12 protein-coding genes are annotated in these 13,287 nt (G+C 65.0%); 6 read left to right on the top strand and 6 right to left on the bottom strand.

The genetic code is table 11. From position 1 onward, the window contains the following. Positions 1-168 precede the first annotated feature (168 nt). Both IN820_RS19540 and IN820_RS19535 read right to left on the bottom strand, forming a co-directional pair. Positions 169-1,089, bottom strand: coding sequence for a c-type cytochrome (locus IN820_RS19540; RefSeq protein ID WP_193682551.1), 921 nt, complete (start codon positions 1,087-1,089; stop codon positions 169-171). Then, positions 1,086-1,736, bottom strand: coding sequence for a c-type cytochrome (locus tag IN820_RS19535; RefSeq protein ID WP_193682550.1), 651 nt, complete (start codon positions 1,734-1,736; stop codon positions 1,086-1,088). Before IN820_RS19535 ends, IN820_RS19540 begins: the two co-directional genes overlap by 4 nt. A 263-nt stretch (positions 1,737-1,999) precedes the next feature. On the opposite strand from IN820_RS19535, the gene IN820_RS19530 reads away from it, so the two are divergent. Then, positions 2,000-2,524, top strand: a complete 525-nt coding sequence (locus IN820_RS19530) for a hypothetical protein (protein WP_193682549.1) — start codon at positions 2,000-2,002, stop codon at positions 2,522-2,524. Between the two features lie 108 nt (positions 2,525-2,632). On the opposite strand, the gene IN820_RS19525 is transcribed toward IN820_RS19530, so the two are convergent. Then, on the bottom strand, positions 2,633-2,857 hold the full coding sequence (locus IN820_RS19525) for a DUF3820 family protein (protein WP_193682548.1): 225 nt from the start codon (positions 2,855-2,857) through the stop codon (positions 2,633-2,635). 319 nt (positions 2,858-3,176) lie between these two features. Between IN820_RS19525 and IN820_RS19520 the strand changes: the two genes are divergently transcribed. Both IN820_RS19520 and IN820_RS19515 read left to right on the top strand, forming a co-directional pair. Then, on the top strand, positions 3,177-4,571 hold the full coding sequence (locus IN820_RS19520; RefSeq protein WP_193682547.1) for a cytochrome B6: 1,395 nt from the start codon (positions 3,177-3,179) through the stop codon (positions 4,569-4,571). 151 nt (positions 4,572-4,722) lie between these two features. After that, complete coding sequence (locus IN820_RS19515) at positions 4,723-5,247, top strand: ankyrin repeat domain-containing protein (RefSeq protein ID WP_193682546.1); 525 nt, start codon at positions 4,723-4,725, stop codon at positions 5,245-5,247. 68 nt (positions 5,248-5,315) lie between these two features. Here IN820_RS19515 and IN820_RS19510 read toward each other — a convergent pair whose 3' ends face one another. Next, positions 5,316-6,398, bottom strand: coding sequence for a diguanylate cyclase (locus tag IN820_RS19510; protein ID WP_193682545.1), 1,083 nt, complete (start codon positions 6,396-6,398; stop codon positions 5,316-5,318). 222 nt (positions 6,399-6,620) lie between these two features. Further along, positions 6,621-7,091, bottom strand: coding sequence for a Cys-tRNA(Pro) deacylase (ybaK, locus tag IN820_RS19505; protein ID WP_193682544.1), 471 nt, complete (start codon positions 7,089-7,091; stop codon positions 6,621-6,623). Between the two features lie 71 nt (positions 7,092-7,162). Between ybaK and glpD the strand changes: the two genes are divergently transcribed. After that, a complete protein-coding gene (gene glpD, locus IN820_RS19500; protein WP_193682543.1) occupies positions 7,163-8,707 on the top strand; it encodes a glycerol-3-phosphate dehydrogenase in 1,545 nt (514 codons plus the stop codon). Positions 8,708-8,997: 290 nt separating this feature from the next. Here glpD and metE read toward each other — a convergent pair whose 3' ends face one another. Continuing rightward, positions 8,998-11,289, bottom strand: a complete 2,292-nt coding sequence (metE, locus tag IN820_RS19495; protein WP_193682542.1) for a 5-methyltetrahydropteroyltriglutamate--homocysteine S-methyltransferase — start codon at positions 11,287-11,289, stop codon at positions 8,998-9,000. A 161-nt stretch (positions 11,290-11,450) separates the two neighbouring features. Here metE and IN820_RS19490 point away from each other — a divergent pair, with 161 nt between their 5' ends. Beyond that, a complete protein-coding gene (locus IN820_RS19490; protein ID WP_193682541.1) occupies positions 11,451-12,041 on the top strand; it encodes an exopolysaccharide biosynthesis protein in 591 nt (196 codons plus the stop codon). Positions 12,042-12,189: 148 nt separating this feature from the next. Continuing rightward, positions 12,190-13,116: a transcriptional regulator MetR gene (metR, locus tag IN820_RS19485; RefSeq protein ID WP_102894917.1), complete on the top strand. Its 927-nt coding sequence runs from the start codon at positions 12,190-12,192 to the stop codon at positions 13,114-13,116. The last annotated feature ends 171 nt before the right edge of the window (positions 13,117-13,287 follow it).

The raw sequence follows: 13,287 nt of genomic DNA, 5'->3' as shown, positions 1-13,287 counted from the left end.
CGCCTCTTATGGCGGCTATTGTGCACGAAAAGCCGAAAGAATCCGTAACATTGCGTAGATTGAAGGGCCAAAGGGGCGAACGATCCGGCACATTGCTCGGTGACCGTACAGTCCGAATGCGAAGAGGGCGCCCCAGACGCCCTCGCGTTGCACCAGGCGCTTGGCGGGTTACTCGATACCCTGTCCCAGCACGACGCCATCGACCTTCTGGCCGTACAGGTTGACGCCATCGTTGGCGTGGTAGCGGAGCCGGGTCTTTTCCACCGAACCCTCGACCAGGCGTGGGTCCTGCGGCCGTTCGTGGCTGTTCATGTAGGCGGCCACATGCCAAGCCTCGTCGCCACTGAGCGTGCCGCCCTTGCCCAGCGGCATGCTTTCCTTGATGAAAGCCGCCGCCGTATTGATGCGATGCATCCCGGCCCCCCAGTTGAACGAGTCCCGCCCCCACAGCGGCGGGAAAACGTAGACGTCCCCGGCCTTCTGCCCCTGGCCGTTGTCACCGTGGCAGACCGCACACTGTTCGGCGTAGATCTGGCGGCCCTTGGCGATATCGAAGCCATCCTTGGGCTGCGGCACTTCGGGGTAGGCGCGCCCCGGCAGTTCCTGGCCCGTCGGCGCACCGGTGGACAGCCAGTAGGAATAGGCGGTCAGCGCGTTGATTACATGGCTGTCGGCTGCTGGTGGCGTGCCATTCATACTGAACTGGAAGCAGCCCTGCATACGCTCGGCATAGCTGTTCACCTTGTCGTTCTTCTTCCGGTACGCCGGGTACATCGGATAGGCACCCCATAGCGGCGCGGAATTGGCCTTGCGTCCCTGCTCGGTATGGCAGTTGGTGCAATTCATGCCGTTGCCGACATATTCCGCTGCGTATTTCTGGGTATCGACGAAGATCGCCCGCCCCTGCTCCACCAGTTCGCCATAGGCATTGGCCGGCAGGTCCCTTTCCTGCGGCGGCTGGAAATACGGCTCGCCTGCCGTCTTGGAGGCTTTCTGCGTCAGTTGGGATTGGTCGTCCATGCTGATCTCGGCGGCCTGCAGCGAGCCGCCAACAGTCATGGCCAGGAGTGCGGAGATCACGGCTTTCATTGGCTGGCCTCCTTGAGCTCGAGGCCGGCGAAATAGTCGGATGCGGCCTGAACTTCGACATCGGTCATCGAGCGGGCGATATGGCCCATCAGATCGTTCGGGTCGTTCTTGCGGGTTCCCTGCCGCCAGGCCTCAAGCTGAGCCCGGAGGTACTGCGCGGACTGCCCGGCCAGCGGTGGGAAACTCTCGCCGACGCCAACGCCCCCGGGGCCGTGACAGGCAACGCACTCCGGAATGTTGCGCTCCCAGGCACCACGCAGGGCCAGGACCTCACCGGCGCCTTCGGCTTTCTCGCCACGACCGACGCCGGCCATGGGCGGTGCGGGCATCGCCGCCAGCGCCGCGGTAACGGCTTGAATCTCCTCGTCGCTCAATGCCGCGGCGATCGGCTGCATGATCGGATTGGCCCGGCTCCCCGAACGAAAATCCTCGAGCTGCTTGGCGCTATAGCCGGCCGCGAGACCGGCCAAGCGAGGGAAACCACCGGCCGCCATGCCCCTGCCATCGGCGCCATGGCAAGTGCCACAGGCCATGGCGGCGGGATTGGCGCCTCCTTGTGTATAGATCTTTTGTCCATCGGCAGCCTGTGCCTGCATCGCCAGCAACAATGCAGCCACGCCTGCCAGGGGCCAGCGGGGGAATGTCATGAAGAGAGCCTCGTCAGCGCTGTCGTTATTATCGTGCAGCCCGCCTCGGCATCGCTTCGCTCGACGCTCTCGGCGAAACGACCGCGGGCGACCTGTCGCAGTGATGGAAGCTATCACAGCACTCCGACCCGCCTCTAGAAAAAGAATAAGCTTAGAACTCATTCGAATATAACCAAGCAAAACGCTGCGGCAATGCCGTGCCGCGCGTGCGCGCGACGTCGGTCCTTGGTTATCCTTGTGCGCCCTCCCCTGCAGGATCTTCCATGAAAGCCTCCCTTCTCGAACTGGTCACGCTCATCAGTTCCGGCTGCATGACCGAGGAAGAAATCGCCCGGATAGCCGACGAAGCCGACCAGGCCTATGCCGATCCCCAGGCCTTCCTACAGGCCAACCCGGACATCAACTACGACGACAGCTTTCCGATCCCGCTCGGCGAATGGGTGGTGATCGGCAGCCTGCCGGACACCGTGCTGTTCCAGGCCGATGACTACGAGCAATTGTTCAGCCAGATCGTCGCATCCTTCGGCGACAGCGTGAACTTCGTGCTCAAGCCCAAACAACTGGCCAAGACCGAGCCGCTGAAGGCGCTGAACCGCATCCAGGTACAAATGAGCAGCCTCTACCCGGAGAAAGGCGGCTACGTGCTGGTGGACTTCAGCGAGCCGCTGGACGACGAATTGCAGGCGGTGCTGGTGTACACCTGCGATCTGCAGCGGATGATGCAGCTGGCGGTGCAGGTGGGCATCTATGCCATGCCGGCCCTCGAAGCGCTGCGCGCGGAGGCGTAGGTTGGGTGGCAGCCCGTGAAGCCCAACGAGCGTGGAATCAGGCCCAGGGCTTCGGTGCGCCGTTGGGCTTCGGCGCTACGCCCGTTGGCGGAACGCCGGCCGACCAGCCTACCGCCTGTCGGCGTTTCGCCGCAGCGGCTCCAGCAGGGGCGACAGGCCGTTATGGTCGATCTCCTGCATCAGCGCCAGCAGGCGGCCCAAGTCACCGGGCGGGAAGCCGACCCGGGCGAACCAGTTGAGATAATGCCCGGGCAGGTCGGCGATCAGGCGCCCCTTGTACTTGCCATAGGGCATCGTCTGGGTGACCAGACGTTCGAGGTCTTCGGGTTTCATGGCGACTATGGTGGGCGGAATCCAGGCGGCGCATAGTGCCACAGTCGCGACCGAGGATGCCCACTGCCGGCCCCGAAGCTGGCGCATTGCCTTTTACCGATTGCGGATAAAAAGTTCCTACAAGAAACGAGGCGATATAAGGCAATACGCCATATAGATCGCAAAGGCCCGCGCTACGGCCTCTGTCAGCTTGCACCCCGTTTCGGTTGAAAAATCAATCTTCCTGATAGCCTGTCTCTATTTTCTCCCCCGGCCGTTCTGGCCTAGGCCTCTTTTACGGGCTCGTCCGTCCGTAAGCCATTGCGAGGAGAAAAAGAAAATGACTGCACCTCACGCCAGGGCCTGTCTCGCCGCCGCGCTCGGCATCGCCCTCACATGTGGTGGCGCTCGAGCCGCCGAAGACGAGGTCCCCACCAGTTATTCACCGGTGGTGATCACCGAGAAGTTCGAAACGATCATGCAACGCATGGCCGCCGACAAGGACGGCATCCTGAAAAAGCACCAGGACCTGCTGGAACAGCGCTACGACCTCAGCGACAAGCCCGCCGAAGGGCTGCAGATGACCCGCGGCAAACCGATCCAGGGCGGCGTGCGGGTCAAGCTGCCGAGCGGTACCAACTGGGATGAACTGGCCGAACTGAGCCCCGACGATATCCGCCAGCAGAAGCGCTTCCCCCTCGGCTTCATGCCGCTGCCCCACCCCAATCATCCCGAGGGCGGGATGATCTTTCCGCAATTCCACATCGACGAGGTGAACCGGATCGAGGGGCGCGACCTCACCCGCTTCGACCTGGACTTCGACCTGCCGGACCACTTCCTTCCCGAGTTCCCGGCACCGATCTTCCTCACCACCCGGCCGGACTTGGGCGACGTCTCCCAGGGCAAGCTGGTGAACATCCGCAATTTCTTCGAGCTGTTCAACGGTATCCTCAATCCCAAGCAGCTCGAAGGCCTGCGCCTGCTGGTGACGCCTTTCCCGCAACAGCAGTTCAACGCCACCGATGACCGCCGCAGCGAACACCCGCACACCGGCGTCGCCTGCCTGGATTGCCATGCCAACGGCCACACCAACGCCGCCACCCACCTGGCCGGCGATGTGCGTCCGCAGAAATTCCGCCACCGCATCGACACCCCGACCCTGCGCGGGGTGAACATCCAGCAGATCTTCGGCTCGCAGCGGGCATTGAAATCGGTCGAGGACTTCACCGAGTTCGAACAGCGCGCCGCCTACTTCGATGGCGATCCGGTGCTGGCGACGAAGAAGGGTGTGAACGTGCTCGAACGCGGCAGCCAGGTGCATTTCATGGGCGAGTTCCAGGCCCTTCTCGACTTCCCGCCGGCACCCAAGCTCAACGTCGAAGGCCGCCTCGACCCGACCAAGGCCAGCGAGCAGGAGCTGCGTGGCGAGGAGCTCTTCCATGGCAAGGGCGCCTGTGCCGGTTGCCACGTGCCGCCCTACTACACCGACCACTTGATGCACGATCTGAAGACCGAGCGCTTTTACGAACCGCAGGAGTACAACGGCGTCATGGCGGTCGGCGACGGGCCGATCAAGACCTTCCCGCTGCGCGGCATCAAGGAGTCGCCGCCGTACCTGCATGACGGCCGCCTGCTGACCCTGGAAGACACCGTGGAATTTTTCAACCTGGTCCTGCAGCGCAACCTGAACCAGCAGGAGAAAGCCGATCTGGTCGCCTTCCTGCGCACCCTCTGAGAGCCGCATCCGGCGCCCCGCTCCGGGGCGTCGGATAAAGGCCGCCTATTTCGCGCATAGAAAGGCTTCGCTGGCACGCCTCGGCAACCGGGACGACAATGGCGGCCAACACGGCGAACGTATTCGCCGCCTTGCCAACGGAGGACCCGCGATGTCGCAAGCGCCCAAGCAAACCCCGGAACTGGATGACGCCACACTGGCCTTCGCCGAGCAGGTCTTCGACAGCGCGCGCGCCGGCGACAGCGCCCGTCTCGGCGAGCTGCTGGCGCAAGGCATGCCGGCCAACCTGCGCAACCATGCCGGCGACAGCCTGCTGATGCTCGCCAGCTACCACGGCCACCTGCAGGCCACCCGCACCTTGCTGGAGCACGGCGCCGACCCGCAGCTGCGCAACCATCGCGGCCACACGCCGCTGGCCGGCGCGGCCTTCAAGGGCGACCTGGCGATGATCGAGCTGCTGCTGGCGCACGGCGCCGACATCGAGGGTCGCTGCGAAGATGGCAAGACTGCGCTGATGATGGCGGCCATGTTCAACCGCACGGAAATCGTCGAATACCTCGTCGCCCACGGCGCCGATCCGCGGGCCACGGACGCCAGCGGCGCCACGCCACTGGCCGCCGCGACCATGATGGGTGCAACGGATACCCAGGCACAGCTACGAGGCTTGCTCGGCTGATTTTGCGCATCGGCGCTAGCCGGCGGCCGGGGCATCCAGGCGTTGCCGTCGCGTAGCGTCCGCCTGGATCACTCGGCCACGGGTGCCAATGCCGGCGTCCATTGCCGCTCGGCGATGGCGATCCGGTTGCGCCCCTGGCGCTTGGCCTCGTAGAGCGCCAGGTCGGCCGCCTTGAGCCAGCCGAGCGCGTCTTCTATGCGCGGATCGTACTGCGCGATACCGATGCTCAGGCTGATGCTCAACCTGGGCGCCAGGGTAAAGTCCAATTCGGCGATCTCGTTCCGCAGACGCTCCAGCACCTCCCAGGCATCCCGAGCGCGCGCGCCCGGCAGCACGGCGCAGAATTCGTCCCCACCGTAGCGCCCGGGCATATCCTCGCTACGCAGGTTGCGGCGGATGCACTGGCCGACCTGACGCAGCAGTTCGTCGCCGATGACGTGCCCGTATCGGTCGTTGACGTGCTTGAAGTCATCCAGATCGATCAGCGCGAGGCTGGCGATGCCTCCGCTGCGCTTGCAATGAGCGAATTCCAGCTGCAGCAGCTCGTTCCAGTAGCCGCGATTGAACAGCCCGCTCAGGCTGTCGGTACGGCTCAGGCTGCGCAACGCCCGCTTGTTCTCGCCCAGTTGATACGCCAGGCGATAAAGCACCATGCCGATGGTCAGCGGATGCACGATGAGCATCGGCAGGCAGGCATACATCTGTGCCTGGCTGGTTTGCGGGGAGAAACCGAAGCCCAGCAACAGTACCGAGACCAGCATGCCCAGCAATTGCGCCACCAGCCCCTGCAGGACGAAGCGCGCGCCGCCGGTCGCGGTATTGTTCATCGCCAGCATCGACAGCAGCACTGCCGATGGCAGGACGTTGAACTCCATGACGGCGATCCAGAAACCGCCCATCAGCGAGTCGAACAGCACGAAGCGCCTTTCGGTAAGCGATGCAGAAAGCGACCGCCTGGACAGATTCAGTGCCACGATCGGCCAGACATAGCAGAAGCCGATCAGCAGTCCCCAGAGCCACAGGGATGTCTCACGCTCCCAGAGCACCGCCGCGACGCAGAAGAAACCCACCGCCAGGCCGATGGCACGCGGGTAGAACGCACGCCGGGCGAAGGAAGCCCCCGGCTTGGGGAGTACGGCAGAGGGGTTCACGAGCGCACCCGCTATTCAGGACTGGAACGGCGCACAATATAGCTCGACGCCATCATGGTGGGCGACAAGTCGTCGTGGGTTGCCGGGGCAGCGAAGGTGGGCTCAGGCTGGGAAGATTGGCATTGCTGTCTGGTTTGGCCTGCTCTGAAGCTTCGGGGCTCAATCGATAATGGGTTAGCCCGAACACTCAGACCAGGCCGACCACCTGCACTCCTCGCCCACTCAACCCCGCCCGATAGGGGCAAAAAGCGCCCCGGTCTGCTCGGCCAGCACTGCGGGCGCCAGTTCCACCTCGAGCCCCCGGCGGCCGGCACTCACATGGATGGTCGGCTGCGCCTGCGCAGAGCTGTCGATAAAGGTCCGCAGGCGCTTCTTCTGCCCCAGCGGGCTGATGCCGCCGACCAGATACCCCGTGGCACGCTGTGCCGCCATCGGGTCGGCCATTTCCACCTTCTTCACACCCGCCGCCTGGGCCAGAGCCTTGAGATCGAGCGTTCCGGCAACGGGAACCACGGCCACCAGCAATTCGTTCCTCTCGCTGCAGGCGAGCAGCGTCTTGAATACCCGGGCCGGCTCCAGGCCGAGCTTTTCCGCCGCTTCCAGACCGTAGGAAGCGGACTTGGGGTCATGTTCGTAAGCGTGCACGCGATGTTCGGCACGGGCTTTCTTCAGCAGATCGATGGCGGGTGTCATTGCTTTGTAGTACGAGTGGTTGACGAATGCCTGTACCTTAACAGCCAAAGAAACGGTGGTTACAAGCGCCCATGAATCATCCTCCTCTCGCACCGCTCGCGGAAGTCTACGATCTGGCCGTGATCGGTGGCGGCATCAATGGCGCCGGAATCGCTGCGGATGCCGCCGGACGCGGTCTCTCGCTGATTCTCTGCGAACAGGACGACCTCGCCGGACATACCTCCTCGGCCAGCAGCAAGCTGGTGCATGGCGGCCTGCGCTATCTGGAGCATTACCACCTGCGCCTGGTGCGCGAAGCGCTGGCCGAACGCGAAGTACTGCTGGCCAAGGCCCCGCACATCATCAGGCCCCTGCGTTTCGTGCTGCCCTACCGCCCACATCTGCGCCCGTCGTGGATGATCCGCACCGGCCTGTTTCTCTACGACCACCTCGGCAAGCGGGAAAAGCTGGGTGGCTCGCGAAGCCTGCGCTTCGGTGCCGACAGCCCGCTCAAGGCCGAGATCAGTCACGGTTTCGAGTATTCCGACTGCCGGGTCGACGATGCTCGACTGGTGGTACTCAATGCCATGGCCGCACGCGAGCAGGGCGCGCACATCCACACCCGCACCCGTTGCGTCAGCGCGCGCAGCAGCAAGGGGCTCTGGCATCTGCATCTGGAACGGGTGGACGGCAGCCGTTTTTCCGTTCGCGCCCGCGCGCTGGTGAATGCCGCCGGCCCCTGGGTCGCGCACTTCATCCAGAACCAGCTCAGGCAGACCCCGCCCCACGGCATTCGCCTGATCCAGGGCAGCCATCTGGTGGTGCCGAGGCTCTACGAGGGGGACCATGCCTATATCCTGCAGAACGAGGACCGGCGCATCGTCTTCGTGATTCCCTATCTCGACCGGTTCAGCCTGATCGGCACCACCGATCACGAGTACCGTGGCGATCCGGCCCAGGTGAAGATCACCGAGGGCGAGATCGACTACCTGCTGGCCGTCGTCAACGCGCATTTCCGGCGCCCGCTGTCACGCGCCGACATACGCCACAGCTACGCCGGCGTCAGGCCCCTGTGCGACGACGAGTGCGACCTGCCTTCGGCCATTACCCGCGACTACACCCTGGCGCTGAGCATGCAACCGGGCGAAGCGCCGCTGCTTTCGGTATTCGGCGGCAAGCTGACCACCTACCGCAAGCTCGCCGAGGCCGCGCTCGCGGAGCTGGCGCCGCTGTTCCCGGAAATGAAGCCGGCCTGGACGCGGGATGCGCCGTTGCCCGGTGGGGAGAACCTCAGTGATCCATCCAGCCTCGCCGATGCCCTCTGCGCCAGCTATCCCTGGTTGCCGGGGCCGATCGCCCGGCGCTGGGCGCGCAGCTACGGCAACCGCAGCTGGCTGATTCTCAGGGACACTCAGGGGCTGGAGGATCTGGGCGAATGCTTCGGCGCCGGCCTGCATGCCCGCGAGGTGGACTACCTGATCGTCGAGGAGTGGGCCCTGAACCTCGACGACATTCTCTGGCGCCGGAGCAAGCTCGGATTGTTCATGGAGCCCGCCGAACGCGAGCGCCTGCAGCGCTATCTGGACGACCGTTCCGGTGAGTGCCTGACGACATTCGAACGGATCGCCCAGGGCTGACCTCCGCAAGCCCTGGCTGCCGGCGATCGCCCCTCCGTTGAAGCCGGCTTGCCGGCGATCGTGCTCACCCGAAGCCCGCTGATCGCGAGCAAGCTCGCGCCTACAAGTGCAGCGCGCCACCACGCTGATGCCCTCTCGAAAGCAGTCGCCTGAGGTCTGTTGCCGTTTCGTCGCGAGCCGCGTTTTGCGTACGAAATGGCAACCGGACCAGGCTGAAGGCATTACCTGTAGAAGCCAGCTTGCTGGCGATGCTTCTGCGGCTACTCCGATGAATCGCCAGCAAGCTGGCTCTACAATGCAGCGGCCCGCAGTTGCCGCGCCGCCGCCACCATGTTCACCAGGGCCGCTTCGGTTTCCGCCCAGCCGCGCGTCTTCAGCCCACAGTCCGGGTTGACCCACAGGCGCTCGGCCGGGATGCGCTCGGCGGCCTTCCCCAGCAGTTGCACCATCTCCGCCGTATCCGGCACCCGCGGCGAGTGGATGTCGTAGACGCCCGGGCCGATGTCGTTGGGGTAGTCGAAGGCGCGGAAGGCTTCCAGCAGCTCCATCTGCGAGCGCGAGGTCTCGATGGTGATGACGTCGGCATCCATCGCGGCAATCGACTCGATCACGTCGTTGAACTCGCTGTAGCACATGTGGGTGTGGATCTGGGTTTCGTCGCGCACCCCGCTGGCGCACAGGCGGAACGCCTCCACCGCCCAGTCCAGGTAGTGCTGCCAGTCGGCCTTGCGCAGCGGCAGGCCTTCGCGGAACGCCGCCTCGTCGATCTGGATGATGCGGATGCCGGCGGCCTCCAGGTCGCAGACCTCGTCGCGGATCGCCAGCGCCAGTTGCCGGGCCTGCACTTCGCGCGGCAGGTCCTCGCGGGCGAACGACCACATCAGCATGGTCACCGGGCCGGTGAGCATGCCCTTCATCACCTTGTCGGTCTGCTGCTGGGCATAGCGGATCCACTCCACCGTCATCGGCCGCGGCCGGCTGAGGTCGCCGTAGATCACCGCCGGCTTGACGCAGCGCGAACCATAGCTCTGCACCCAGCCGAAGCGGGTGAAGGCATAGCCGTCGAGCTGCTCGGCGAAATACTCGACCATGTCGTTGCGCTCCGCCTCGCCATGCACCAGCACGTCCAGGCCGATCTGCTCCTGCACCGCCACGGCATGCCGGATTTGCGCCTGCATCGCCTCGGTGTAGTCGCCCGGCGACAGTTTGCCCTGCCTGTAGGCCTGGCGCGCCAGGCGGATCGCCGGCGTCTGCGGGAACGAACCGATGGTGGTGGTGGGGAACGGCGGCAGACCGAGGCGCGCGCGCTGCTGCTCGATCCGCGCCGCGAAGACCGAGGTCCGCCGGCTGTGCCGCGGTTCGATGGCGGCCAGGCGTGCCTGCACCTCGGGCTTGTGGATGCGCGGCGACTGCGCACGCGCCGCCTGCACCGCGCGGCTTCGCGCCAGTGCCGCCTGGACGCCGGCGTCCTGCGGAGTATCGACGGCACGGGCGAGCGTGACGACCTCGGCGCACTTCTGCACAGCGAAGGCCAGCCAGCTCTTCAGCTCGTCATCCAATCGATCCTCGCGCTGCAGGTCCACCGGGCTGTGCAGCAGCGAACAGGACGGCGCCAGCCACAGGCGCTCGCCGAGACGCTCGGCGGCGTGCCGCACCACCTCCAGCGCCTTGTCCAGGTCGCAGCGCCAGACGTTGCGCCCGTTGACCAGGCCCAGCGACAGCACCTTGTAGGCCGGCAGCCGGTCGAGAATCACCGGGTATTGCTCAGGTGCGCGCACCAGATCGATGTGCAGGCCGTCCACCGGCAGCGTCGCGGCCAGGCCGAGGTTGTCCTCCAGGCCACCGAAATAGGTGGCGACCAGCTTCTTCAACGGCGCGCGCTGCAGCAGGTTGTAGGCACGCTCGAAGGCGTTCTTCCAGTCCTGCGGCAGGTCCAGGGCGAGGATCGGCTCGTCGATCTGCACCCATTCCACGCCCTGCGCCGCGAGACGCTCGAGGATTTCACCGTACACCGGCAGCAGCCTTTCGAGCAGTTCCAGCTTGTCGAAATCGCCTTCGCCCTTGACCTTGCCCAGCCAGAGATAGGTCAGCGGGCCGATCAGCACCGGTTTGATGACGAATCCCAGCGCCTGTGCCTCCTCGACTTCCTCGAACAGCTGCGTCCAGGACAGCCGGAACGGCTGGTCGGCGCTGAACTCCGGGACCAGATAGTGATAGTTGGTATCGAACCACTTGGTCATTTCCTGCGCCTGGGCGCCGCCGCAACAGCTATTCGCCACGCCCCGCGCCATGGCGAACAGGGTATCCAGCGTCGGCTGGCCATCGGCAGGTCGGAAACGCTGCGGGATCACGCCGAACATCAGCGAATGGGTCAGGACCTGGTCGTACCAGGCGAAATCGCCCACCGGCAGCAGCTCGATGCCAGCCCGGGCCTGTACGCGCCAATGCTCCGCGCGCAGTTGGCGCCCCACCTGGCGCAGCCCCGCGTCGTCCAGTTCACCCTTCCAGAAGGCCTCGAGCGCTTTCTTCAGCTCGCGGTCGGCGCCAATGCGCGGAAATCCCAGGTTATGCGCTACAGCCATTTTTTCACTCCGAATGTCGTTCTGCATGAGTGCGGCGATTGTCCCCGCCGCCAAGCAATGAAACAAACTCATGTAATTTGATTTAACATACAAAATTATTCATGTTGGAGCATTTGCCGAGGCCGGCGTTCTAACCAGAGTCCCCAACGCAAGGTGCCGCCATGTCCTCCGACGAACAGCCACAGAACCTCGAAAGCCTGTTGCAGCGCCTGGAACAGGCGGGTGAGCCCGACCAGCCGGTGACCATCGAATGCATGCTGCAGGTGACGGACGAACGCAGCTTCGGCGCCCTGCTGCTGATACCGGGCCTGCTGGTACTTTCGCCGCTGTCCGGTATTCCGGGCCTGCCCAGCGTGATAGCGGTCATGGTGATGCTGATCGCGGTGCAGTTGCTGATCGGGCGCGAGCGCTTCTGGCTGCCGCAATGGCTGCTCAGACGCAGTGCTTCGCGCAGCAAGTACGACAAGGCGATCGCCTTCCTGCAACGCCTTTCAGGTTTCGTCGATCGGCTGCTGCGGCGACGGCTGACCTTCCTCACCAGTGGCCTGGCGACCCGCCTCAACGCCCTGCTCTGCATGCTGATCGCCGCCACCATGCCGCCGCTGGAACTGATCCCCTTCGGCAACTCCATCGCCGGGGCGGCGCTGAGCGTGCTCGGACTGGGCATGATGGCGCGTGACGGTGCGATGATCGTCGTGGCGGCGCTGTTCTTCTTCGGCCTGGTCTACATGACCAGCCGGCTGTGGCTTTAGCCCGCGGCGCCGGCGGCCTCTCGACAGCACCGTCCCGGTGCGACACACTTCGCCCACTCGATGAGCGATGCTCATACCGACTTGTTTCATCAGCTCGACCGCAGCTCTCATGCAGGCTCGATCGCTACCGATTGCAGGGGAGTCCGGCATGCTGGAAATTCGACACCTGAAGACGCTTCATGCACTGCGCGAGACGGACAGCCTGGTGGAAGCCGCCGAGCGCCTGCACCTGACCCAGTCGGCGCTCTCCCATCAATTCAAGGAACTGGAAGAGCGCCTCGGCCTGCAATTATTCGTACGCAAGACGCGGCCGGTGCGCTTCACCAGCGCCGGGTTGCGGCTGCTGCAGCTGGCCGACGCGGTGCTGCCGCAACTGCGCAGCGCCGAACGCGATCTGGCCCGCCTGGCCGGCGGTACCGCGGGGCGCCTGCACATGGCCATCGAGTGCCACAGCTGTTTCCAGTGGCTGATGCCCACCATCGACCAGTTCCGCGACGCCTGGCCGGAAGTCGAGCTGGACCTCGCCTCGGGCTTTTCCTTCGCGCCGTTGCCGGCGCTGGCACGTGGCGACCTCGACCTGGTGGTCACCTCCGACCCACTGGAGCTGCCGGGCATCACCTACGTACCGCTGTTCACCTACGAGGCGCTGCTGGCGGTGGCCAACCAGCACCCGCTGGCAGCGCGGCCGTACATTCGTCCCGAGGACCTGGCGAGCGAAACCCTGATCACCTACCCGGTCGAACGCGACCGCCTCGATGTGTTCACCCGCTTTCTCGAGCCCGCCGACGTCGAGCCGGCGCAGGTGCGCACCTCGGAGCTGACGGTGATGATGATGCAACTGGTGGCATCCGGACGCGGCGTCTGCTGCCTGCCGAACTGGGCGCTGCATGAATACAGCGCACGCGGCTACGTGACCGCCAAGCGGCTCGGCGAGAAGGGATTGTTCGCCACGCTGTTCGCCGGCATCCGCGCCGACATGCTGGATTCGCCGTTCATGCGCGACTTCCTGCTCACCGCCAAGGACACCTCCTTCGCCACGCTGGAAGGCGTCAGCGCCGCAGCCAAGCCGCGCTGAAACGCGGCCCCCGCCGTAGGAGCGAGCCTGCTCGCGAACAACCTACGACCTATGCGCCCGTGTTGGGTTGAGCCGCTTGTCGGCGAAGCCCAACGGTTCGCCGAGGTCGTGGCCCCGCGCGGGCTGACGGTCCGCTCGTTGGGCTTCGCTCAAACCAACCCAACCGTCGAC

This window comes from Pseudomonas lopnurensis, from assembly GCF_015070855.1.
Taxonomy (GTDB): Bacteria; Pseudomonadota; Gammaproteobacteria; order Pseudomonadales; family Pseudomonadaceae; genus Stutzerimonas; species Stutzerimonas lopnurensis.
Note: the sequence above shows the minus strand (reverse complement) of the source record. Positions and strands in the feature narration are given on the sequence as shown.

What these genes read in the sequence shown, in the direction of transcription:
- metR (WP_102894917.1), top strand. Translation starts at nt 12,190, where the DNA reads ATGCTGGAAATTCGACACCTGAAGACGCTTCATGCACTGCGCGAGACG.
- IN820_RS19490 (WP_193682541.1), top strand. Translation starts at nt 11,451, where the DNA reads ATGTCCTCCGACGAACAGCCACAGAACCTCGAAAGCCTGTTGCAGCGC.
- glpD (WP_193682543.1), top strand. Translation starts at nt 7,163, where the DNA reads ATGAATCATCCTCCTCTCGCACCGCTCGCGGAAGTCTACGATCTGGCC.
- IN820_RS19525 (WP_193682548.1), bottom strand. Translation starts at nt 2,857, where the DNA reads ATGAAACCCGAAGACCTCGAACGTCTGGTCACCCAGACGATGCCCTAT.
- IN820_RS19515 (WP_193682546.1), top strand. Translation starts at nt 4,723, where the DNA reads ATGTCGCAAGCGCCCAAGCAAACCCCGGAACTGGATGACGCCACACTG.
- metE (WP_193682542.1), bottom strand. Translation starts at nt 11,289, where the DNA reads ATGGCTGTAGCGCATAACCTGGGATTTCCGCGCATTGGCGCCGACCGC.
- IN820_RS19520 (WP_193682547.1), top strand. Translation starts at nt 3,177, where the DNA reads ATGACTGCACCTCACGCCAGGGCCTGTCTCGCCGCCGCGCTCGGCATC.
- ybaK (WP_193682544.1), bottom strand. Translation starts at nt 7,091, where the DNA reads ATGACACCCGCCATCGATCTGCTGAAGAAAGCCCGTGCCGAACATCGC.
- IN820_RS19535 (WP_193682550.1), bottom strand. Translation starts at nt 1,736, where the DNA reads ATGACATTCCCCCGCTGGCCCCTGGCAGGCGTGGCTGCATTGTTGCTG.
- IN820_RS19540 (WP_193682551.1), bottom strand. Translation starts at nt 1,089, where the DNA reads ATGAAAGCCGTGATCTCCGCACTCCTGGCCATGACTGTTGGCGGCTCG.
- IN820_RS19530 (WP_193682549.1), top strand. Translation starts at nt 2,000, where the DNA reads ATGAAAGCCTCCCTTCTCGAACTGGTCACGCTCATCAGTTCCGGCTGC.